Here is a 22,197-nt window from a genome sequence, read left to right as displayed (position 1 = left end):
CTACCGTTGAAAAGTTAGCGGATGACCTGTGGATCGGAGTGAAAGGCTAATCAAGCTCGGAGATAGCTGGTTCTCCTCGAAAGCTATTTAGGTAGCGCCTCATGTATCACTGTAGGGGGTAGAGCACTGTTTCGGCTAGGGGGTCATCCCGACTTACCAAACCGATGCAAACTCCGAATACCTACAAGTGCCGAGCATGGGAGACACACGGCGGGTGCTAACGTCCGTCGTGAAAAGGGAAACAACCCAGACCGTCAGCTAAGGTCCCAAAGTTATGGTTAAGTGGGAAACGATGTGGGAAGGCTTAGACAGCTAGGAGGTTGGCTTAGAAGCAGCCACCCTTTAAAGAAAGCGTAATAGCTCACTAGTCGAGTCGGCCTGCGCGGAAGATGTAACGGGGCTCAAACCATACACCGAAGCTACGGGTATCACGTAAGTGATGCGGTAGAGGAGCGTTCTGTAAGCCTGTGAAGGTGAGTTGAGAAGCTTGCTGGAGGTATCAGAAGTGCGAATGCTGACATGAGTAACGACAATGGGTGTGAAAAACACCCACGCCGAAAGACCAAGGTTTCCTGCGCAACGTTAATCGACGCAGGGTTAGTCGGTCCCTAAGGCGAGGCTGAAAAGCGTAGTCGATGGAAAACAGGTTAATATTCCTGTACTTCTAGTTATTGCGATGGAGGGACGGAGAAGGCTAGGCCAGCTTGGCGTTGGTTGTCCAAGTTTAAGGTGGTAGGCTGGAATCTTAGGTAAATCCGGGATTCTAAGGCCGAGAGCTGATGACGAGTTACCTTTTAGGTGACGAAGTGGTTGATGCCATGCTTCCAAGAAAAGCTTCTAAGCTTCAGATAACTAGGAACCGTACCCCAAACCGACACAGGTGGTTGGGTAGAGAATACCAAGGCGCTTGAGAGAACTCGGGTGAAGGAACTAGGCAAAATGGCACCGTAACTTCGGGAGAAGGTGCGCCGGTGAGGGTGAAGGACTTGCTCCGTAAGCTCATGCCGGTCGAAGATACCAGGCCGCTGCGACTGTTTATTAAAAACACAGCACTCTGCAAACACGAAAGTGGACGTATAGGGTGTGACGCCTGCCCGGTGCCGGAAGGTTAATTGATGGGGTTAGCTAACGCGAAGCTCTTGATCGAAGCCCCGGTAAACGGCGGCCGTAACTATAACGGTCCTAAGGTAGCGAAATTCCTTGTCGGGTAAGTTCCGACCTGCACGAATGGCGTAACGATGGCGGCGCTGTCTCCACCCGAGACTCAGTGAAATTGAAATCGCTGTGAAGATGCAGTGTATCCGCGGCTAGACGGAAAGACCCCGTGAACCTTTACTATAGCTTTGCACTGGACTTTGAATTTGCTTGTGTAGGATAGGTGGGAGGCTTTGAAGCGTGAACGCCAGTTTGCGTGGAGCCATCCTTGAAATACCACCCTGGCAACTTTGAGGTTCTAACTCAGGTCCGTTATCCGGATCGAGGACAGTGTATGGTGGGTAGTTTGACTGGGGCGGTCTCCTCCTAAAGAGTAACGGAGGAGTACGAAGGTGCGCTCAGACCGGTCGGAAATCGGTCGTAGAGTATAAAGGCAAAAGCGCGCTTGACTGCGAGACAGACACGTCGAGCAGGTACGAAAGTAGGTCTTAGTGATCCGGTGGTTCTGTATGGAAGGGCCATCGCTCAACGGATAAAAGGTACTCCGGGGATAACAGGCTGATACCGCCCAAGAGTTCATATCGACGGCGGTGTTTGGCACCTCGATGTCGGCTCATCACATCCTGGGGCTGAAGCCGGTCCCAAGGGTATGGCTGTTCGCCATTTAAAGTGGTACGCGAGCTGGGTTTAGAACGTCGTGAGACAGTTCGGTCCCTATCTGCCGTGGACGTTTGAGATTTGAGAGGGGCTGCTCCTAGTACGAGAGGACCGGAGTGGACGAACCTCTGGTGTTCCGGTTGTCACGCCAGTGGCATTGCCGGGTAGCTATGTTCGGAAAAGATAACCGCTGAAAGCATCTAAGCGGGAAACTTGCCTCAAGATGAGATCTCACTGGAACCTTGAGTTCCCTAAAGGGCCGTCGAAGACTACGACGTTGATAGGTTGGGTGTGTAAGCGCTGTGAGGCGTTGAGCTAACCAATACTAATTGCCCGTGAGGCTTGACCATATAACACCCAAGCAATTTGCTTAAGAAGCGAGTTGCGGTGTGTGAAGACGAAACAAACCGAAAGTTTGCACCGCTCACAAAGCACACAAATCTATTACATACCCATTTGCTGGCACGTTGCATAAGCGACGGTCTGGCTACCGAATTTCTTGACGACCATAGAGCGTTGGAACCACCTGATCCCATCCCGAACTCAGAAGTGAAACGATGCATCGCCGATGGTAGTGTGGGGTTTCCCCATGTGAGAGTAGGTCATCGTCAAGATTAAATTCCGAAACCCCAATTGCGAAAGCAATTGGGGTTTTGTTTTTGCGCGCGAAAAAGCCAAGTCCCGCAACGACCAGAAAAGACAGTGCCTTCGCATAGCCCCACAGCTGCAGTGGGGCCAGCACCACTGATCACCCGCGATGGAAATCCCCTCAAAATCAGCGGGTGGTTTTTGGTATGGTGCAGCTCTTTTTAAGGACTTGAGTTCACCCGCACGGATCAGCGTCGACCTCTATTCAACGAGAAGCTGTAGCAATGCCCGAAGCGATTCCGATCAAGGACCACGAGAAAGAAAACCGCCTGGTCAACAAGCGCCTGCTGGCCTGCGCTGTATTGGTGGTGGCCATTACCTGCGCCTTGGTAGGGCGTATGTACTTCCTTCAGGTGGTGGAGTTCGACTATCACTCCACTGTCTCGGAAAACAACCGTGTCCACGTGCTGCCGATCACCCCGACCCGCGGGCTGATCTACGACCGCAATGGCGTGGTTCTGGCGGACAACCGCCCCAGCTTCAACCTGACCATCACCCGCGAACGCACCACCGATCTCAAGGGCGAGTTGGACGCGGTGATCGACCTGCTGCACCTGCCGCCAGAGGATCGCACCCTGTTCGACAAGGAGATGAAGCAGGCCCGCCACCCCTTCGTCCCCGTGACCCTCTTCTACGAGCTCACCGAAGAGCAAATCGCCGTCCTTGCGGTCAACGAGTACCGCCTGCCAGGACTGGATGTGGAAGCCCAGTTCGTCCGCCATTACCCCATGGGCGCCCACTTTGCCCACTCCATCGGCTACGTTGGGCGGATCAACGAGAAAGAAACCAAGACCCTGGATTCGGTGGAATACCGTGGCACCCAGTCCATTGGCAAGACGGGCGTCGAGAAGTTCTACGAGTCCGAGCTGCACGGTCACGTAGGCTATGAGGAGGTCGAGACCAACGCCCAGGGACGGGTCATGCGCGTGCTCAAACACACCGATCCTATCCCAGGGAAGAACATTGTCCTGAGCCTGGATATCAAGCTTCAGGAAGCTGCCGAAGAGGCCCTGGGGGATCGTCGCGGCTCAGTGGTAGCCCTCGACCCTGCCACGGGCGAAGTCCTGGCCATGGTCAGCAAGCCGAGCTTTGATCCCAACCTGTTCGTCACCGGTATCAGCTTCAAGGAATACGCCGCGCTGCACGACTCCATCGACCGCCCGTTGTTCAACCGGGTGCTGCGCGGCCTCTACGCACCAGGCTCCACTATCAAGCCGGAGGTGGCGATTGCCGGCCTCGACACCGGCGTGGTTACCGCCTCGACCCGAGTCTTCGACCCCGGTTACTACCAGTTGCCGGACTTCGATCACAAATACCGCAACTGGAACCACAGCGGCGATGGTTGGGTGGATATGGACGCAGCGATCATGCGCTCCAATGACACCTACTTCTACGATCTGGCCCACAAGCTCGGCATCGACCGTCTGCACGACTACATGGCGATGTTCGGCCTGGGCGAGAAAGTCTCCCTGGACATGTTCGAGGAATCCCCAGGATTGATGCCATCCCAAGCCTGGAAGCGCGCCACCCGCCGCCAGCCCTGGTTCCCGGGGGAAACCGTGATTCTCGGGATTGGTCAGGGCTATATGCAGGTCACGCCGCTGCAACTGGCCCAGGCCACAGCGCTGATCGCCAACAAGGGCGTGTGGAACCGTCCGCACCTGGCCAAGACCATTGATGGCGTGGCTCCAGTGGATGAGCATCCGATGCCCAACATCCTGCTGAAGAATCCTCACGACTGGGATCAGGTCAACCACGGCATGCAGATGGTGATGCACGACCCGCGGGGCATCGCCCGCGCTGCCGCCGCCGGTGCGCAGTACCGCATCGCCGGCAAGAGTGGTACCGCTCAGGTGGTGGCGATCAAACAGGGCGAGCGCTATGACCGTCTCAAGACCCGCGAACGCAACCGCGACAACGCCTTGTTCGTCGGCTTCGCCCCCGCCGAGCACCCACAGATCGTGATCTCGGTAATGATCGAGAACGGTGAGGCCGGCGGCCGGGTCGCCGGGCCCGTGGTGCGACAGATCATGGACGCCTGGCTGCTGGACCAGAACGGCCACCTCAAGCCGCAATACGCTACTCCCGCCAAGGCCCCTGGCGATCCCCACGTCTGAGTCATTGCAACATCGGGCTGCCCCGCACCTTGTGAGCCCAGCCGATCGTTCCTTGAGTCACTGAGCGGTGAGGCGGTCCTGCAGCAGCTTCAGGAACAGGACCTCGGCACGGCTCATGCGTTGTTCACGGTTCCACAGCAGATGGATATCGACATCGGCGATGCCGTCATGGGGCGGAAGGCGCCACAGCAGCCTGGCATCGACATCGGCGGCCACTACATGCTCCGGCAGGCAGCCGATGCCAAACCCGGCGATCACCAGGCGCCGTACCTCCTCCAGGCTCGGCGAGGAGGCGACGATGCGTCCGCTGAAGCCCTGCTGGTCACGGAAGATGGTCAGTGGCGAGAGCATGCCGCCGATCTGGTCGCTGGTGAAACTGACAAAATTCTCCCGCTGCAGATCACCCTCGGCCACGTCCTGACGCCCGAATAGCGGGTGATGCTTGCCGCAAAAAAATGCGTAGCGCTGCCGCAGGAACAGCCGTTGTTCCAGGCGTGGCTGTGGCCGCCGATTAAGGCTCAGGCCCAGGGTCGCGGTCTTCTCCTGCAGGGCGCTGACGATATCCGAGCTGCGCATCACCTCCACCTCCAGGTCGACTCGCGGATGCTGGCGATGGAAGTCGGCCAGAAAATCATCGAAACGCTCATTGAAGATCCGGCTGATGATCAGCAGTCGCACCTTGCCGATCACCTCGTCGGCGGGCTGCTCCAGCACGCTGCTGACCTGGGACACCTGGCCGTAGATTTCCCCGGCCAGGGCAAAGATCTGTTCGCCCACTTCGGTCAGGGCAAAGCGCGGCCCGCGCCTGGCGATCAACTGCCGCCCCAGCTGTTCTTCCAGGCGCTTGAGGGCTTGGCTCACCGCCGGCTGGGTCAGGTGCAGGCGCGCCGCTGCGCGACTGATGCTCAGTTCCTGGCCGATCACTCGGAAGGTGCGCAGCAGGTTCCAGTCGAGGCGGTCATTGAGCAGGCGTCGGGCATCGCGGTCGGACATGGCAGGGCTCTGGATCGGGATCTAGATGAATAATAAGCCAGGATAATAATCGAGATAATCAATAGAAAATTGACTAATTATCTGGCGAAACGGATAAATCCCTCCCAGACAGGCGCCCACAGAAGCCCCTGCGCTTGACCCTTTCTCCTGCCACAAAAATAACCAAAGGAGCCAACCATGAAGCCTTCCGCTTCGCCGCAGCCACGCCGAGCCGCGGCTGCCGCCTTTATCGGCACCATGATCGAGTGGTACGACTTCTACATCTACGCCACCGCTGCGGCGCTGGTGTTCGGTGCCTTGTTCTTCCCCTCCGACGACAAACTGTTCAGCACCATGGCCGCTTTCGGGACCTTTGCCGTGGGCTTCTTCGCCCGGCCCCTGGGGGGCATCATCTTCGGCCATATCGGCGACCGTATCGGCCGCAAGAAATCCCTGGTCATCACCTTGCTGATGATGGGCGTGGTCACCGTGTGCATCGGCTTGCTGCCGACTTATGCACAGATCGGCGCCCTGGCCCCGGTGCTGTTGATCCTGCTGCGCATCGTCCAGGGCATTGCCGTGGGAGGCGAGTGGGGCGGGGCGGTGCTGATGGCCGGCGAACATGCGCCCAAGGGCCGGCGCAACTTCTTCGCCTCCTTCGCCCAATTGGGTAGCCCGGCGGGACTGATCCTTTCGTTACTGGCCTTCAGCGCCGTGACCCGCCTGCCCGAGGACGCGCTGATGAGTTGGGGTTGGCGCCTGCCGTTCCTCGCCAGCGCGTTGTTGCTGCTGGTGGGCCTGGCGATACGCCTGGGGGTCAACGAGTCGCCGGAATTTCTCGCCAGCCGCGAGCAGGCGGCCAAATCGGTGCGCAAGGAGCAGGCACCCGTGATGGAAGTGCTGCGCACGGCCTGGCGCCCGCTGCTGCTGTGCATTGGCGCCAATACCCTGGGAATCGCCGGGGTGTATTTCACCAACACCTTCATGATTGCCTACACCACCCAGCAACTGGAAATCCCCCGTTCGTTGATTCTCGAATGCCTGTTCGTGGTGGCGATCATCCAGTTCTGCATCCAGCCCCTGGCGGCCTGGACCGCCGAGAAAATCGGCGCCACGCGCTTTCTATGCCTGGTGTCAGTACTGGCCATGGCCTCGCCCTATCCGATGTTCGTGCTGGTGAGTTCCGCTCAGGCGCCCCTGATGATCTTCGGCATCGCCTTGGCAGTGGTGTGCATGGCCTCCTTCTACGCGGTGATCGCCGGTTACGTCAGCGGCATGTTCGAGACGCGGGTGCGCTACACCGCGATCTCCCTCGCCTATCAAGTCTGCGGTGCCCTGGCCGGTGGCCTGACCCCGCTGATCGGCACCTGGCTGGCCCACAGGTTCATCGGCCAATGGTGGCCGATGGCGCTGTTCTACAGCCTGATCGCCGCGGTATCGCTGATCTGCGTGCTGGCCCTGTCGCGCCGACATGCCCACGCCCAGCGCCTGGAAATGGCGTCCAACGCTTGATTGTCTGGAGAAATGATTGATGTTGAAAATCAATGGCGAACGCCTCTGGGCGAGCCTGATGGCCATGGCCGAAATCGGCGCCACCGCTCGCGGCGGTAGCTGCCGTCTGGCCCTGAGCGATGAGGACCGGGCCGGGCGCGAGCTCTTCGCCCACTGGTGTACAGAAGCTGGCATGGCCTTGAGCGTCGACCCCATCGGCAACCTGTTTGCCCGCCGTCCCGGCAGCGACCCGGACGCTGCTCCAGTGATGATGGGCAGCCACCTCGACACCCAGCCCGAAGGTGGACGTTTTGACGGTGTCTACGGCGTGCTGGCCGGGTTGGAAGTGGTGCGCACGCTCAATGATCTTGGGGTCCGGACCCGCAAGCCCCTGGAGGTGGCGGTGTGGACCAACGAGGAGGGCGCGCGCTTCACCCCGGCGATGTTCGGCTCGGCGGTGTTCACCGGGAGCATGTCCCTGGACGCCGCCCTCGCGGTGCGCGATGCCGATGGCATCAGCGTCGCCCAGGCTCTGCAGCGCACCGGTTACGCTGGCAATCGGCCTTTGGGCGGGGCGGTGGATGCCTATTTCGAAGCCCATATCGAGCAGGGCCCGATTCTTGAAGACAACGCCAAGAGCATTGGCGTGGTCAGTGGCGGCCAGGCAATCCGTTGGCTCGATGTTCAGGTTGAAGGCATGGCTGCTCACGCCGGCACCACGCCGATGCTACTGCGCAAGGATGCCTTGTATGGCGCCGCGCAGATGATCCTCGCCGTGGAGCAGTTGGCGGTGGATTTTGCCCCGCAAGGCCTGACCACTGTCGGTGAGCTGAGCGTCGCCAAGTCGTCGCGCAATACCATTCCCGGGTTGCTGACCTTCACCGTCGACCTGCGCCACCACCATGATCAGCAGATTGGCGCCATGGAGCAGCAGGTAGAGGAACGCCTGGCCAGCATTGCCCGGCAGCGCGGGCTCAAGGTCAGCATCGACCGTCACTGGATCAGCCCGGCCACGCCCTTTGACGCCGACTGCGTGGCGGCGGTGCAACAGGCGGTGGACGGGCTTGGCTATGCTCAGCAGTCCATCGTCAGCGGCGCCGGCCACGACGCCATCCTGCTGGCACGCTATTGCCCCACCGCCATGGTGTTCATTCCCTGTGTCGGTGGCCTGAGTCACAACGAAGCCGAAGACGTGTTGCCCGAGGACGTGCGCCAGGGCGCCGATGTATTGCTTAACGCCGTGCTGGCCCGTGCCGGCCAGGTTGAATAAGGAGAAGGTCATGCGCAGTTTTTTCCACCCCGAACAGTTGCTCCACCATCCACGCAGCTACTACTCGCGCGGCCAGATGCGCATACCCCAGGAGGTGCCGGAGCGCGCCCAGCGCCTGGTGCAGGCCGCACACTCCCTGGGTTTTGCCGTCGAGCAGCCACGGGATGCCGGGATGGCACCGTTGCTGGCGGTACACGGCGCGCCGTACTTGGCGTTCCTGCAGGATGCGCACCAGGGCTGGAAGGACATCCCCGAAGACTGGGGCGATGAGGTGATGTCCAACATCTTCGTGCGTGAGCCCAATGCCCTGCGCGGGGTTCTGGCCCAGGCCGCGTGCTACCTGGCCGACGGCAGTTGCCCGGTGGGTGAGTCGACTTGGCGTGCAGCCTACTGGTCGGCGCAAAGTGCCGTCGCCGGGGCCCAGGCATTGCTCGACGGTGAGCCGGCGGCCTACGCCTTGTGCCGCCCGCCGGGCCACCACGCGCGGGCCGAAGCCGCAGGCGGTTTCTGCTACCTGAACAACGCGGCAGTGGCGGCCCAGGTCCTGCGGGACAAATACGCCCGGGTGGCGGTGCTCGACACCGACATGCACCACGGCCAGGGTATCCAGGAAATCTTCTACGAGCGCGCCGACGTCTTGTATGTCTCGGTGCATGGCGACCCGACCAACTTCTACCCGGGGGTGGCCGGCTTTGCCGAAGAGCGTGGCGCCGGAGCGGGGGAGGGCTACAACCTCAACCTGCCCATGGCCCATGGCGCCAGCGAAGGGGATTTCCTCGCCTGTCTGGAACAGGCCCTGGTGGCGGTGAAGGAATTCGGTGCCGAGGTGCTGGTGCTGTCCCTGGGTTTCGATATCTACGAGCTCGACCCGCAAAGCAAGGTCGCGGTGACCCGAGACGGCTTCGCCATCCTTGGCCAGCGCATCCGCAGCCTGGGCCTGCCGTGCCTGATTGTTCAGGAAGGGGGTTACCACCTGGACAGCCTGGAAGACAACGCTCGCGCCTTCTTTGCCGACAGCGCCGCCTGGGCCCTTTAGGACCGGCCGGACGGCGTTCCGCTCAATGCCCTTTTCGCTGGCAAGCCAGCTCCTACGGTAAACCTGCATTTCTCCCCCACCGTAGGAGCCGGCTTGCCGGCGAAAGGGCCCTCAAGTCTTGCGCTGCTCTCAAGGCTCTCTTCGCCGGCAAGCCAGCTCTTACAGGAGGGGCTGGGAGGGGGCATGCGGTACTTGCCATTTGCTTTACGTTAACGTCAAGATGCTCGGGCGCCCGTTTCACTGGCGCAGGTTTTGCTTGATCTCGAATCACAGGGTAAGCAATGCAGGGCTGCCCGATGATCCGGGCCAAGCCCCTTTACTGCCCTCTGAACCCGGTGTAGACATTGACCACGGCTTGCGTGCCTCGCGCAATCCAAGGGAGTGGAGCGGGAAGCAGCGGGCGGACCGATTCGGAGCGCTTGATGACGCTTATAAAAACAATAAAGGGTGAGCAGCAACACGAAGCCCGGCTGGCCCGGGAACGGCTGCACCTGGAAGGCCAGATCCCCGACGGGGTCCTGCGTGCGGAAATCGATGCCTCATGGCGGCGCAGCCTCAGCCATGGTGTGCACTTTGGCAGCCAACACCAACTGACCCTGGAATCCAGCGCCAGCCTCGAGGTGCTGCTGGCCAGCAACCGCCTGTTGCTGGACGCGGCGACCCCGGCCATTGACTACCTGACCCAGCATCAGGGCCAGGACGGCATGATCATCCTCGCCAATGCCGACGCCACCATCCTGGCCATCGAGGGCCGGGCCGATCGGCTCAAGGACAGCGGGGTGCAGGACATCACCCTCGGCGCCTGCTGGAGTGAAGCCACCCGGGGCACCAACGCCCTGGGCACGGCCCTGGTGGAAGCCCGGCCGACCCTGATCGATTGCGGCGAACACTACCTGGATCGCCTCAGCCATTTCTCCTGCACATCGGTGCCCATCCAATGCCCCCAGGGCGAGATCCTCGGCGTTCTTGACCTGACCCGCGAAGGCCCCCTGGGCCGCGTCCAGGACAGCACCGCGCTGTTGTCCATGGCGGTCAGCCAGATCGAGGCCCGGGTGTTCCACGCGTCCTACCCGGAGCAGATCGTCCTGGCCTTCCACAGTCGTCGGCAATACCTCGAATCGCCCTGGCAAGGCCTGTTGGCCCTGAGCCTGGGCGGGCAGATTCTTGCGGTCAGCGGCCAGGCCTGCCAGTTGCTCAACACGCCGCGCGCGGCCTTGGTGGGGCGGCGTTGCGAAGAGTTCCTCGGGGTCGACGGCCTGCAACTGCTGGCCCGCCTGCAGCAAGGCGCCGTGGGCAGCCTGCAGACCGCCAAGGGTGAGCTGTTCTACAAGGCCCTGCGGGCGCCTCAACCGTCTCTGAACCTGCATCGCGCGCCCCGCAGCGCGCCGAAAACCACGCCCATGCCCCAGGACCTGGAAGCCCTGGCCGGGGGCAACAGCCGCTACGCCCGCACCCTGCGCATGGCCCGCCAGGGCCTGGCCAACGGCTTGCCAGTGCTGTTGCTGGGAGAAACCGGCACCGGCAAGGAAGTCCTGGCCCGGGCCCTGCATCGCGCGGGCAGTCGTGCCGAGAAACCCTTTGTCGCGGTCAACTGCGCGGCGATTCCCGAAGGCCTGATCGAGTCGGAACTGTTCGGCTACCGCGAAGGTGCCTTCACCGGCTCGCGCCGCGGCGGCATGATCGGACGCCTGCAACAGGCCCACGGTGGCACCTTGTTCCTCGATGAGATCGGCGACATGCCCCTGGCCCTGCAGGCCCGCCTGTTACGGGTCTTGCAGGATCGCAAGGTGGCGCCCCTGGGGGCCGGTGAGGAACAGGACATCGACATTGCCCTGATCTGCGCCACCCACCGCGACCTCAAGCAGCAAGTGCAGGACCAGGCCTTTCGCCAGGACCTGTTCTACCGGGTCAACGGCATCAGCGTGCTGTTGCCGGCCTTGCGCGAGCGCGAAGACCTGCAGCCTTTGGTGGACAGCCTGCTGGCCAAGCTCGGCGGCGCCGAGGTGAACATCGCCGAGGATCTGCGCCGCCTGTTGGCCGACTACCACTGGCCCGGCAATATCCGCCAGTTGGAGATGGTCCTGCGCACCGCCCTGGCCCTGCGCGAAGAGGGTGAGAGTCATATCGGCCTGGAGCACTTGCCGGACAGCATGCTCGACGACCTCAATGCCCATGAACGGCCGCAGACCGGGAGCATCCGCGAGAACGAACTGGAGCTGATCCGCAGTGCCCTGGACAACCATCAGGGCAATGTTTCGGCGGCAGCGGACGCCCTGGGCATCAGCCGCGCGACCCTGTACCGCAAGCTCAAGCAGTTGCGCGCCTGATGCGGCGCCTGATCACCCGGCTGGTGGACAGCCGCGATCCCCAGGCCCTGAGTGCCGCCCTGGGCTGGCTCTACAGTTTCGTGCGGCCGCATCGGCTGGCCATTGGCGGTCTGCTGGGGCTGTCGGTGTGCGCCTCGTTGCTGGTGCTGGTGCAACCCTGGCTGACCAAGCTGCTGATCGACGACGGGCTGCTGGCCCGCGACTTTTCCAGACTGGTGCTGATCGCCGGCCTGATGATCCTCGCCGGCCTGCTGGGCACGCTGCTGTCCGGGGTCAATCGCTACCTGCATACGCGCCTGTCCGGGCGCATCCTGTTTGCCCTGCGCGACGACCTCTACCGCCATCTGCAACGGCTGTCGCCGAGCTTCTACGGTCAACGGCGAATCGGCGACCTGATGTCGCGCCTGGACGGCGATGTCGCGGAAATCCAGCGCTTTGCCGTGGACTCGCTGTTCTCCGCAGTGTCCAGTGTGATCGGTCTTGTCGTCGCCCTGGCCATGCTCCTGACCCTGTCCTGGAAACTCTCGCTGCTGGCCCTGGTGCTGATTCCCCTGGATGTGCTCTGGTTGCGCTGGATGCGGCGCAAGGTGGAGCGCGATGTCCGCCAGTTGCGCGAGCGCTCTGCGGACATGTCCTCGTTCATGGTGGAAACCCTGCCGGTGATGAAATTCATCCAGAGCGCCGGCCAGCAGCAACGGGAGGCCCAGCGCCTGGATCGCCTCGGCCAGGGCTACCTGAGCCAGTTGCTGAAGCTGCAAGTCACCGAGTTCTTCACCCAGGCGGTACCCGGCACCCTGACCTCGCTGTCCCGGGCCTGCGCCTTCCTGATTGGCGGCTACTGGGTGGTGCAGGGCACCTGGCAACTGGGGGCGCTGATCGCTTTTTCCACCTACCTGGGCATGGCGGTGGGCCCGGTACAGAGCCTGCTGGGATTGTATGTGGCGATCCAGCGCATGACCGTGAGCCTGGGCCGGGTCATGGAGCTGCGTGGTGAGGAGCCGGGCATCAGCACCCCCGCGGCGCCGTTGCCGGTGCCGGACAACGGCGAGCTGCACTTCAAGGATGTGCACTTCAGTCATCCGGGGCGCGGCTCGATCCTCAAGGGCATCGAAGCGCGGATTCCCTACGGCCTCAAGGTGGCCCTCAGCGGCACTTCGGGGGCCGGTAAAAGCACCTTGATCGACCTGTTGCAGCGTCACCACGATCCCCAGTCCGGGCAGGTCCTGCTGGGGGGCATCGACCTGCGTCAACTGGACCTGGCGCAACTGCGTTGTCAGGTGGCGGTGGTCAGTCAGGACATTGTGCTGTTTCGCGGCAGCCTGGCGGACAACCTGGCCTACAGCGTGCCCGCTGCCAGCCGTGAAGCCGTGGCCGAAGTGGCGCGGCTGGCGCAATTGCAGGGGCTGATCGAGTCTCTGCCCGAGGGCCTGGACAGTCCCCTGGGGGAGCGCGGCCAGCAGTTGTCCGGTGGGCAGAAACAGCGCATCGCTATCGCCCGTGCATTGCTCCAGGACCCGCTGATCCTGGTGCTGGACGAAGCCACTTCGGCGGTGGACGAGGCCACCGAGCGCGAGGTGATCGAAGCCATCGACCGTCTGTTCGCCGGGCGTACGCGCATCCTGATCAGCCACCGGCCTTCGACCCTGGCCGATGCCGACCTGCGCTTCGAGTTGCTGGACGGTGTATTGCATAGCGTGGTGGTGGCCCATGAAGTCTGAACTGCGCATCGGCGTGATCGACAGCGGCCATGCCCCTCATCAGCGGGTGGCGGCCGGCCGGCGTTTCTTTCTGCTGGCGCAAGGCATGGGCGAGGGCGAGTTGCAGCAGGACGCTCTCGGCCATGGCAGCGCGATCATCGAGGCCATCGAGCAGCGCGCGCCCGATGCCCAGCTATATCTGGCCCAGGTGTTCGATCAGCGCGGGGTCACCAGCGCCGCGCAAGTCAGTGCCGCCCTGTATTGGCTGCTGGAACAGGATGTACGCCTGATCAACCTCAGCCTCGGGCTGCGCCAGGATCGCGATTCACTGCGCGCCGCCTGTGCCGAGGCGGTGGCTCGTGGCGTGCTGCTCTGCGCATCCAGCCCGGCCCAGGGTGAGCCGGTATTCCCGGCCAGCTATCCTGGCGTGTTGCGGGTCACCGGCGATGCGCGCTGCAGCCTGCAGCAGTGGTCGTGGCTGAATACCGCCCAGGCCGATTTCGCCGCCTGCGTGCGCGCCAGCCGCCCGGGGCCGTCCGGCGCCAGCCTGGGCTGTGCCGCGTTGAGCGGGCATATCGCCGCCTACCTCAAGACCCAGCCCAGCGCGAGCAATCTGCAGGTGCGCCAGTGGCTGCAGGAGCAGGCCGCCTACCAGGGGCCCGAGCGCCGGAGCGTGCCATGCAATCGATCCTGATCCTGGGGGCGGGGCCGGCCGGTGCGGCGGTGGCCCTGGGGCTGCGGCGCCTCGGTTACCCGGTGACCCTGATTAGCGACTGGCGGCGTTTTCCGGCTCTGGAAGGGGTTTCCGTGCGGGTGCTGGAGGCCCTGCGCAGCGCTGGTCTGGAGTCGGCACTGGCCCAGGCTCTGCACCCTTCCCAGCGGCAAGTGGCGTGGAACGGCGCGCAGCACGCGCAGAACATCGAATACCTGCTGGATCGCCCAACGTTCGACCGTGGCCTGCGCGATGCCCTGCATCAGGCCGGGGTGACGCTGATCCAGGGCCGCGTGCTGGGTGTGCAGTCCACTGCGCTCGGGCACCGGGTACAGGTGCAGGGGCACGAGGAGCAGCTCGGCGAGTTCCTGGTCGAAGCCCGCGGACGTCAGGCGCCTGCATTGGACAAGGCACTGCAGCAGGGCGTCGGGAACGGCCGGCGTGGCCCGGAAACCCTCAGCCTGCTCAACCGTTGGCAAGGGCCGCCCGGCACTGCCGCCAGTGCCGTGCACAGCCTGGAGGACGGCTGGGCCTGGATGGCCCGGCGCAGCGACGGCCAGTGCTACTGGCAACTGACCCTGGATGTGGCCAGCGCTGCACTGCCGGGCAAGGCGCAGTTGCTGGAGTACTGCCGTCGGCGCCGTCAGGCGTCTGCCCTGGTCGCGGATTTTTTTGCCGGTGGTGTCGAACATGATCTGCACCTGCACGCCCGTAGCAGCACGGCGATTCTCTGCCCCCAGGTGTGCGGCGATCACTGGCTGCGGGTAGGGGATGCGGCCATGGCGGTGGACCCGCTGTCTGGCAATGGCATCTTCCAGTCCCTGTCCTCGGCCCTGCAGGCGCCGGCGGTGATCAACACCCTGTTGCAGCGGCCGGAGCGCACGGCCCTGGCCTGGCGTTTTCATCAGCAACGGGTGGAGCAACTGTTCCTGCGGTTTGCCCGCATCGGCCGGGACTTCTACGCCGACGAGCAACGCTGGCCCGAGCAGCCGTTCTGGCAGGCCCGCCGGCAGTGGCCGGACCGCCAGTCGGCGCACGCCAGCGTGGACTTCGCAGCCTTGCGCATCGAGCGCGCTCCGGTGTTGCGCGATGGCCTGGTGGACGAAGCCGAAGTGGTGATCACTCCGGACCAGCCCCTGGGCATCTGGCATGTGCAGGGCGTGGAGCTGGCGCCGTTGTTGCGACGCTTGCAGCACCAGCCCCCGACTCAGGCGCTGGCGGACCTGAGCCCGGAGCAGGGACGGGTGGTGCGGCGCTGGTTGCTGGCCCAGGGCTATCGACCTTAGGGCCCTTTCGCCGGCAAGTCGGCGCCTACGCGGATGCCCACGTAGGAGCGAGCTTGCTCGCGAACCGCCCTGCGGCTATCCCGCGCCGTCGTCCCTGGAGCATCCCAGGCGTCATCCGGCAGGCCGAGGGGCGTTCGCCCTGGCCGCGGCTCAGAGCTTGATCAGCACCGATTTCAGCTCGGTGTAGTGCTCGATGGCCGCGTGGCCCATTTCCCGGCCGAGTCCGGACATCTTGTAGCCGCCGAACGGCAGTGCCGGGTCCAGGGCGCTGTGGCAGTTGACCCACACCGAGCCGGACTTGATCTTCGGAATCATCCGGTGCACCGCTGCCAGATCGTTGGACCAGATGCTTGCGCCCAGGCCATAGGGGCTGTCGTTGGCCATGCGCAGGGCGTCGGCCTCGTCGTCGAAGGGAATCGCCACCAGCACCGGGCCGAAGATTTCTTCCTGGACCAGCGAGTGCTTCTGGTCGACATCGACGATCACCGTCGGTTTGACGAAATACCCCGGACCGAACTGCTCGCCGCCACAGGCAATGGTGGCGCCGCTGTCCCGGCCCATCTCGATGTAGCGGTAGACCCGTTCCTGCTGGCGCGCGGAAATCAGCGGGCCCATTTCGACGCTGGCGTCCAGGCCGTTGCCCAGTTTCATGGCATTGGCGATGCCGGCAATGTCGGCTACCACGTTGTCGAAGTGCTTGCGCTGCACATACAGCCGCGAGCCGGCGCAGCACACCTGGCCCTGATTGAAGAAGATCGCGCTGGCGGCCCCGGCGGCGGCGCTGGCCAGGTCGGCATCGGCCATGACGATGGTCGGCGACTTGCCCCCCAGCTCCAGGGTGACCCGGGTCATGGAGTCCATGGCGATCTTGCCGATTTCCTTGCCCACGGCGGTGGAGCCGGTAAAGGTCAGTTTGTCCACCAGAGGGTTGTGGGTCAGGGCGCTGCCGGCGGTGATGCCGGTACCGGTGACCACGTTGAACACGCCGTCGGGGTAGCCGGCTTCCTGCACCAGTTCCGCCAGTTTCAGGGCGCTGAGCGGGGTTTCATCGGCCGGCTTGAGCACCAGGGTGCAACCGGTGGCCAGGGCCGGGCCGAGTTTCCAGCAGGCCAGCAGCAAGGGGAAGTTCCAGGCGACGATGGCGCCGACCACGCCCAGCGCTTCGCGACGGATGAAGCTGTGGAACTGGTCGTCGGGCATCAGCGGCAGCGAAACCTCGACGCTGGCGCCTTCGATCTTGGTGGCCCAGCCGGCCATGTAGCGCAAGAAGTCGATGGACAACTGCACGTCCATGGCCTGGGCCACGGCGGCGCTCTTGCCATTGTTCAGGCATTCCAGTTGGGCCAGCAGTTCGGCGTCGCGCTGCATCAGGTCGGCGAGTTTCCACAGCAGGTTCTGCCGCTCCCGGGGGCGGGTACGGGTCCAGGAGGAGTCGTCGAAAGCCTGACGCGCCGCCAGCACTGCACGATCGACATCGTCCACCGTGGCTCGGGGCACCAGGCACAGCTGTTCGCCGGTGGCGGGGTTGCGCAGGGGCATGGTCTGGCCATCGGCGGCCTCGACCCAGTGGGCGCCGATCAACATGCGCGGGGCGCGCTGGATAAACGCCGTGGTAGCGGCGAGCAGTGGGGCAATAGCCATGGCGAAGCCTCTTGTTGTAGGTGAGGCAGGGCCTTTCGCAATGGCTATGCCAGTTCCGCCGTGGCGGCGTGGCCTCGGGATTGCGGGGGCTTGGGCACATGACCGAGGCTGGCGCGGCGGCGGCTTTTCGCAAACTGCGACAGCCCGGTGAGATTCAAGAGACGCACCGGCTCGCCGGTCTGGGCGCTACCCGAGCGGGTTTTCTAGAGGTGCAGCCAGGCCAGGGAACCCAGCAGCACGCTGCCGCCGGCCGCGCCGTAGGCGAGCTTCTTCAACCATTCCTTGCGGGTCAGCAGGGTGATGGCCGCCATCGAGATGGCGATCTGGATCGCCATCATCGCCTGGGCCCAGCGGTGGTGCTGGTGCAGCGCGGCTTCCGATTGCTCGTCCCAGTCCCGAGCCTCGGCTTCCAGAGCCTCGGCCTTGAGGCGCACTGCCTCCTTTTCCTTCTGGTAGCGCTGGGCCTCGATGCCGTAATGCGTGGCATCGACCCCGGGAATATGGGTCGCCAGTTCCGCCAGGTTCTGCCGGCTGGACTTGGCCTGGTAGTAGCTCCACTGGTTGGCGGCTTCGGTCTTCTTCATGGCGGCGTTGTTCTTGTCCATGGCCGCGAGGCTTTCCGTGGAGCCGGCCTGATAGCTCAGCAGCGCTCCCAGGGTGGCCATGATTGCTGTCATCACCGCGATCTTGCTGGCGAAATTGTCGCTGCGGGCGTGGGCGTGTTCGGCCACGTGTTCCAGGTGCTTTTCGTGGGGGCTGGGCACATCGAAGTCTTCGGTCATGGCGATCGATCGGCGGGGGTGGGGAGAAGTATCAAATTGTATCCACGGTGCTGGATCGCCGTAGAGCCAGTGCGAATTCGTTCAGCTGGGCGACAGCCTGGGGCCATGACCGCATACCTGGAAGGAAGCGGCTCAGGGTGAAAGATGACCATTTCGCGATAATTGAAAAGAAGTTCTCGTTAGACGGTCGCCAGTTGGCCTTTCTAAAGTAGCTGCTTCGAATCCGTGAGTACTTCCCATGCCCATTTACCCAAGGCCTGCATGGGCCCTGTGCGCCCTGTTGGCCGGCTGCACCCTGGGGCCGGAACGGCCGCCCGGCAGCACTGTGCCCCTGCCTGTGAGCCAGCTGGATGCAGCGGCCGAGCAGGGGCTCGACCAATGGTGGCAGCTGTACCGTGACCCGGGGCTCAATGCCGCCGTGCAGGAGGCCCTGAGCCAGAACCGCGACCTGCGGATGGCCGCGGCCAACCTGCTACAGGCCCGGGCGCTGCTGCGCGAAACCGATACCCTGCGCCAGCCCGCCACCCAGGTGACGGCCCAGGCCGGCTACGGCAGCACCGCCGATGACCAGCTGGAAGCCGCCTTGCAGAACAGCCAGCGGATCCGCACCGGCAGCCGCTACGGGGTTGGCCTGGATGTGCAGTGGGAGGCTGACCTGTTCGGCCGTCTGCACGGCCTGGCCGATGCTGCCCGAGCCGATGCCGAGGCGGCGCGGGCCGCCGAAGACGGCTTGCGGGTGGTGGTGGCCGCGGAAACCACCCGCGCCTGGTTGCAGGCTTGCAGCTATGGCCAGCGCCTGCAGGTGGCCGGTGAATCCCTGGCGCTGGTGGAGCAGGGCCGGGCCCTGAGCGCCCAGCTGTATCAGGCCGGCGCCGCAGTGACCCTGGATGTGGTGCGCGCCGAAGGCCTGGTGGGCCAGGTACAGGCCAGCCTGCCGCCGTTGCAGGCCGGGCGGCAGCGGGCCCTGGCTGAGCTGGCGGTACTGCTGGGGCGCCCTCCGGGTGATGCACCGGTGGCGGCCAAGGCTTGCCACCAGGCCCCGACCCTGGATTCGCCCATGCCCCAAAGCGATGCCCTGGCCATGCTGCGTCGGCGTCCCGACGTGAGTCAGGCCGAGCGCCGGCTGGCGGCGGCCACGGCACGCATCGGCGTGGCCCGGGCCGACCTCTATCCGCGGGTCAGCCTGGGGGCTGGGGTCTTCACGTCGGCGCACCAGCCCTCGGGTTTCGACGACCGCGACGCTTCGGTCTGGCAATTGGGGCCGCTGCTGTCCTGGAGCTTCCCCAACCTCAATGCTGCCCACGCGCGCATCACCCAGGCGGACGCCCGGGAAAGCGCGGCGCTGGCGGATTTTGACCGCAGCATCCTGGCGGCCTTGAAGGAACAGCAGCAAGCCTTGAGCGACTACCAGGCCGCGTTGCAGCGCCAGGATGCCCTGCACCTGGCGGCCGAGCGCGACCACCAGGCCCTGCGCCTGGCCGGGCTGGCCCGAGCGGCCGGTGCCTCCAGTGCCCTGGATTACCTCGACGCCCAGCGCACCGACGTGCGCACCCGGGCTGCGGCGGCCCAGGCCGATGCGGCCGTGATCGATACCCAGGTGCTGGTGTTCAAGGCCCTGGGCGGTGGCTGGCGCAGCGCGCCGCCGATTGTCCTGCCGCCGCCGAGCCGGGCGGCGGCCAACCCTTTCCTGCGAACTTCCGACGAGCCAGTGCAATGACCCAGAACCCTGTTCCTGCTTCTCCGGCGCAAGCCGTCACCCGCCGTCGCTTCCTGGGTTATGCCGGGTTGGCGCTGGTGGTGTTGCTGATCCTGGCCTGGTGCCTGCACTGGTGGTTCAGCGGGCGTTTCCTGGTGGAGACCGACGACGCCTACCTGCGCGCGGACATCGTCACCATCGCGCCACGGGTGGCCGGTTACCTGGCCGCGGTCGAGGTCCAGGACAACCAGCCGCTCAAGGCCGGCGACCTGCTGGCGCGGATCGATGACAGCGACTATCAGGCCCGGGTCGAACAGGCCGAGGCGGCGCTGCGCGAGGCCCAGGCCGAACAGCGTGCCGGGCAGGCGCGGCTGGCCAATCTCAAGGCCCGCCAGCAACAGCAGCAGAGCCTGATCGCCGAGGCCCAGGCCCGGGTCGCTGCTGCTGAGGCCGAGGCGCAACGGGCCGGTCAGGAAGGGCGGCGGCAGCAACACCTGGCCAGCCAGCAGGTCAGCAGCGTGCAGCAACTGGAAAACGCCGCGGCCTTGGCGCGTCAGGCCGATGCCGCCCTGGGCGCAGCCCGTGCCAGCCTGACCGCGCGGCGCCAACAGGTACAGGTGCTCGATACCGAGCAGCAAAGCGCCCGGGCGCAGCTGGACAAGCTCGAAGCGGGCGTGGCCCGGGTCAGTGCCCTGCGGCAGTTGGCCCGTATCGATCTGGCGCGCACCTTGATCCGCAGCCCGGTGGACGGTATCGCCGGCCAGCGCCGCCTGCGCCTGGGGCAGTACGTCGAAGTCGGCGCACCGCTCTTGGCGGTGGTGCCTGAGGACGCCTATGTGGTGGCCAACTACAAGGAAACCCAGGTCGACGGCATGCGCCCCGGGCAGCCGGCGCGGGTCGAGGTCGATGCCTTGGGTGGCCACGTGCTGCTGGGCCGGGTGGAGAGTTTCGCCCCGGCCTCCGGCGCCGAGTTCGCCCTGCTGCCGGCGGACAACGCCACCGGCAACTTCACCAAGATCGTGCAGCGCATGCCGGTGCGCATCCGCCTCGATCCGGGGCAGCCGCGACAGGCAGAACTGCGCCCCGGAATGTCGGTAGTGGTGAGCGTGGATACCCGTCATGAGTAGTGCCCAGGCAGTACATGACAGCGCGGGCGAGGCCGCCGTACAGGCGATTTCCCTGCGCACCTGGGTGGCGGTGCTGGGCAGCGTGGTGGGTTGCTTCATGGCCGGGATGAACGTGCACGTGACCAACGCTTCATTGCCGGACGTGCGCGGTTCCCTGGGCGCCACCTTCGAGGAGGGCTCGTGGATCACCACCGCCTACCTGGTGGCGGAGATCATCATCATTCCCATGACCGGCTGGTTGGTCTCGGTGTTTTCCATGCGCCGGGTGCTGATGGTCGGCACCGCCGGTTTCGTGCTGTTCTCGATCGCCTGCTCCCTGGCACCGAATATCCACAGCCTGATCGTCGCCCGGGTGCTGCAAGGGGCCTTTGGCGGGGTACTGATTCCCTTGTCGTTCCAGCTGATCGTCACCGAGCTGCCGGCGGCCCGGCACCCCATGGGCATGGCCCTGTTTGCCGTGGCCAACAATGTCGCCCAGGCGGCGGGGCCGTCCCTGGGCGGCTGGCTCACCGATGCCTATTCGTGGCGCTGGATCTTCTACCTGCAAGTGCCGCCGGGGCTGTTGCTGCTGGCGGCCATCGGCTGGTCGGTGCGGCCCCAGCCCATGGTCCTGGCAAAGTTGCGCCAGGGCGACTGGGGCGGGATCGCCAGCATGGCCGTGGGCCTTTCGGCGTTGCAGATCATGCTGGAGGAGGGCGGCCGCCATGACTGGTTCGCCTCGGGCTTCATCTTCAACTGTGCGGTCCTGGCCACGGTCGGCCTGCTGGCTTTCGTGGCCATCGAACTGCGCCGCGAGCAGCCGCTGATCAACCTGCGCCTCTTGGGCCGCTACAACTTCGGCATCGCCAGCCTGATGCAATTCACCTTCGGTGCGGTGGTGTTCGGCGTGGTGTTCCTGGTGCCCAACTACTTTGCCCAAATCCACGGCTACAACGCCCGGCAGATCGGTTTGATGATGATTCCCTATGGCCTGATCCAGTTCGTCATGTCGTTCGCCACCCCGCGCCTGATGCGCTGGAGCAGTGCCCGCACCATCATCATTGCCGGCTTCGCCATCACTGGCATCGGCTGCCTGATGAACATCCACCTCAACCCCGATGCCTCGGTGAATGTCATCGTGCCGTCGCTGGTGGTGCGCGGTATCGGCCAGTCGCTGGTGGTGGTGGCGCTGGGGGTGATGGCGATCCAGGGGCTGGAAAAGGATCAGGTGGGCTCGGCCTCCGGGCTGTTCTCCATGGTGCGCAATGTCGGCGGGGCGATCGGTATCGCGCTCTCCAGCCAGATCGTGGTGGAGCGCGAGAAATTCCATGCCCAGCGCATCGGCGAATCCATCAACCTGTTCGCCCAGGCCACCCAGGAGCGTTTGGTGGAGCTGGTGCGGTTGCTGGCCCAGGCACCCGTGGAGTACGCCAGGGCCCTGCACTCGGCGGCGCTGGCGCCACTGCGTCAGCAAGCTTTGGGCCTGATGGACAAGGTGCTGCACCGCGACGCCTTGCTGCTGGCCTACAGCGATGCCTTCCTGCTGGCGGGGCTGGCCATGCTGTTGTGCGTAGTGGCCGGTCTGTTGCTGCGCCGGGCCTGAG

General features: G+C 64.3%; 14 protein-coding genes and 2 rRNA genes (1 of these 16 only partly in view). 13 read left to right on the top strand and 3 right to left on the bottom strand.

Annotation, left to right across the window (positions count from 1 at the left end):
* From P7C00_RS22375 to mrdA, 3 genes are all read left to right on the top strand, one after another.
* Window positions 1–2,162, top strand: a 23S ribosomal RNA gene (locus tag P7C00_RS22375) (it extends 730 nt beyond the left edge of the window).
* A gap of 148 nt (window positions 2,163–2,310) precedes the next feature.
* Window positions 2,311–2,426: ribosomal RNA gene (gene rrf, locus P7C00_RS22370) — 5S ribosomal RNA — on the top strand.
* Between the two features lie 258 nt (window positions 2,427–2,684).
* Complete coding sequence (mrdA, locus tag P7C00_RS22365) at window positions 2,685–4,577, top strand: penicillin-binding protein 2 (RefSeq protein WP_404937401.1); 1,893 nt, start codon at window positions 2,685–2,687, stop codon at window positions 4,575–4,577.
* 57 nt (window positions 4,578–4,634) lie between these two features.
* On the opposite strand, the gene P7C00_RS22360 is transcribed toward mrdA, so the two are convergent.
* Entirely contained in the window at window positions 4,635–5,570 is a 936-nt protein-coding gene (locus P7C00_RS22360; RefSeq protein WP_346636198.1) for a LysR family transcriptional regulator, read from the bottom strand.
* A gap of 177 nt (window positions 5,571–5,747) precedes the next feature.
* Between P7C00_RS22360 and P7C00_RS22355 the strand changes: the two genes are divergently transcribed.
* The 7 genes from P7C00_RS22355 to P7C00_RS22325 all read left to right on the top strand — a co-directional run bounded on the left by P7C00_RS22355 (window position 5,748) and on the right by P7C00_RS22325 (window position 15,368).
* Window positions 5,748–7,061 (top strand): MFS transporter, encoded by a 1,314-nt coding sequence (locus P7C00_RS22355; RefSeq protein WP_404937400.1) that lies wholly within the window; start codon window positions 5,748–5,750, stop codon window positions 7,059–7,061.
* Window positions 7,062–7,080: 19 nt separating this feature from the next.
* A complete protein-coding gene (locus P7C00_RS22350; RefSeq protein ID WP_404937399.1) occupies window positions 7,081–8,310 on the top strand; it encodes a Zn-dependent hydrolase in 1,230 nt (409 codons plus the stop codon).
* A 10-nt stretch (window positions 8,311–8,320) separates the two neighbouring features.
* On the top strand, window positions 8,321–9,346 hold the full coding sequence (locus tag P7C00_RS22345) for a histone deacetylase family protein (protein WP_404937398.1): 1,026 nt from the start codon (window positions 8,321–8,323) through the stop codon (window positions 9,344–9,346).
* 422 nt (window positions 9,347–9,768) lie between these two features.
* Window positions 9,769–11,673: a sigma-54-dependent Fis family transcriptional regulator gene (locus P7C00_RS22340; protein ID WP_404937397.1), complete on the top strand. Its 1,905-nt coding sequence runs from the start codon at window positions 9,769–9,771 to the stop codon at window positions 11,671–11,673.
* The gene (locus P7C00_RS22335; protein WP_404937396.1) at window positions 11,673–13,391 is read left to right on the top strand and encodes an ABC transporter ATP-binding protein; all 1,719 of its coding nucleotides are present in this window, start codon (window positions 11,673–11,675) and stop codon (window positions 13,389–13,391) included. Before P7C00_RS22340 ends, P7C00_RS22335 begins: the two co-directional genes overlap by 1 nt.
* Window positions 13,381–14,064, top strand: coding sequence for a S8 family serine peptidase (locus tag P7C00_RS22330; RefSeq protein ID WP_404937395.1), 684 nt, complete (start codon window positions 13,381–13,383; stop codon window positions 14,062–14,064). The genes P7C00_RS22335 and P7C00_RS22330 overlap by 11 nt, the downstream gene beginning before the upstream one ends.
* Window positions 14,049–15,368 (top strand): tryptophan 7-halogenase, encoded by a 1,320-nt coding sequence (locus P7C00_RS22325; protein ID WP_404937394.1) that lies wholly within the window; start codon window positions 14,049–14,051, stop codon window positions 15,366–15,368. The genes P7C00_RS22330 and P7C00_RS22325 overlap by 16 nt, the downstream gene beginning before the upstream one ends.
* 150 nt (window positions 15,369–15,518) lie before the next feature.
* Here P7C00_RS22325 and P7C00_RS22320 read toward each other — a convergent pair whose 3' ends face one another.
* Together P7C00_RS22320 and P7C00_RS22315 are read right to left on the bottom strand one after the other, a co-directional pair.
* Window positions 15,519–17,009 (bottom strand): aldehyde dehydrogenase family protein, encoded by a 1,491-nt coding sequence (locus P7C00_RS22320; protein ID WP_346636190.1) that lies wholly within the window; start codon window positions 17,007–17,009, stop codon window positions 15,519–15,521.
* A gap of 203 nt (window positions 17,010–17,212) precedes the next feature.
* Window positions 17,213–17,791, bottom strand: a complete 579-nt coding sequence (locus P7C00_RS22315) for a DUF4337 domain-containing protein (protein WP_346636189.1) — start codon at window positions 17,789–17,791, stop codon at window positions 17,213–17,215.
* 238 nt (window positions 17,792–18,029) lie between these two features.
* On the opposite strand from P7C00_RS22315, the gene P7C00_RS22310 reads away from it, so the two are divergent.
* The 3 genes from P7C00_RS22310 to P7C00_RS22300 are packed head-to-tail and all read left to right on the top strand — an operon-like array spanning window position 18,030 to window position 22,196.
* Complete coding sequence (locus P7C00_RS22310) at window positions 18,030–19,508, top strand: TolC family protein (RefSeq protein WP_346636188.1); 1,479 nt, start codon at window positions 18,030–18,032, stop codon at window positions 19,506–19,508.
* Complete coding sequence (locus P7C00_RS22305) at window positions 19,505–20,614, top strand: HlyD family secretion protein (RefSeq protein WP_346636187.1); 1,110 nt, start codon at window positions 19,505–19,507, stop codon at window positions 20,612–20,614. The genes P7C00_RS22310 and P7C00_RS22305 overlap by 4 nt, the downstream gene beginning before the upstream one ends.
* Complete coding sequence (locus P7C00_RS22300) at window positions 20,607–22,196, top strand: DHA2 family efflux MFS transporter permease subunit (RefSeq protein ID WP_404937393.1); 1,590 nt, start codon at window positions 20,607–20,609, stop codon at window positions 22,194–22,196. The genes P7C00_RS22305 and P7C00_RS22300 overlap by 8 nt, the downstream gene beginning before the upstream one ends.
* Window position 22,197 lies beyond the last annotated feature (1 nt).

Origin of the sequence: Pseudomonas sp. JDS08PS003 (assembly GCF_045013505.1) — a bacterium.
Taxonomy (GTDB): Bacteria; Pseudomonadota; Gammaproteobacteria; order Pseudomonadales; family Pseudomonadaceae; genus Aquipseudomonas; species Aquipseudomonas protegens_B.
The sequence above is the reverse complement of the archived record's forward strand: the minus strand, read 5'-3'. Positions and strand labels throughout refer to the sequence as shown.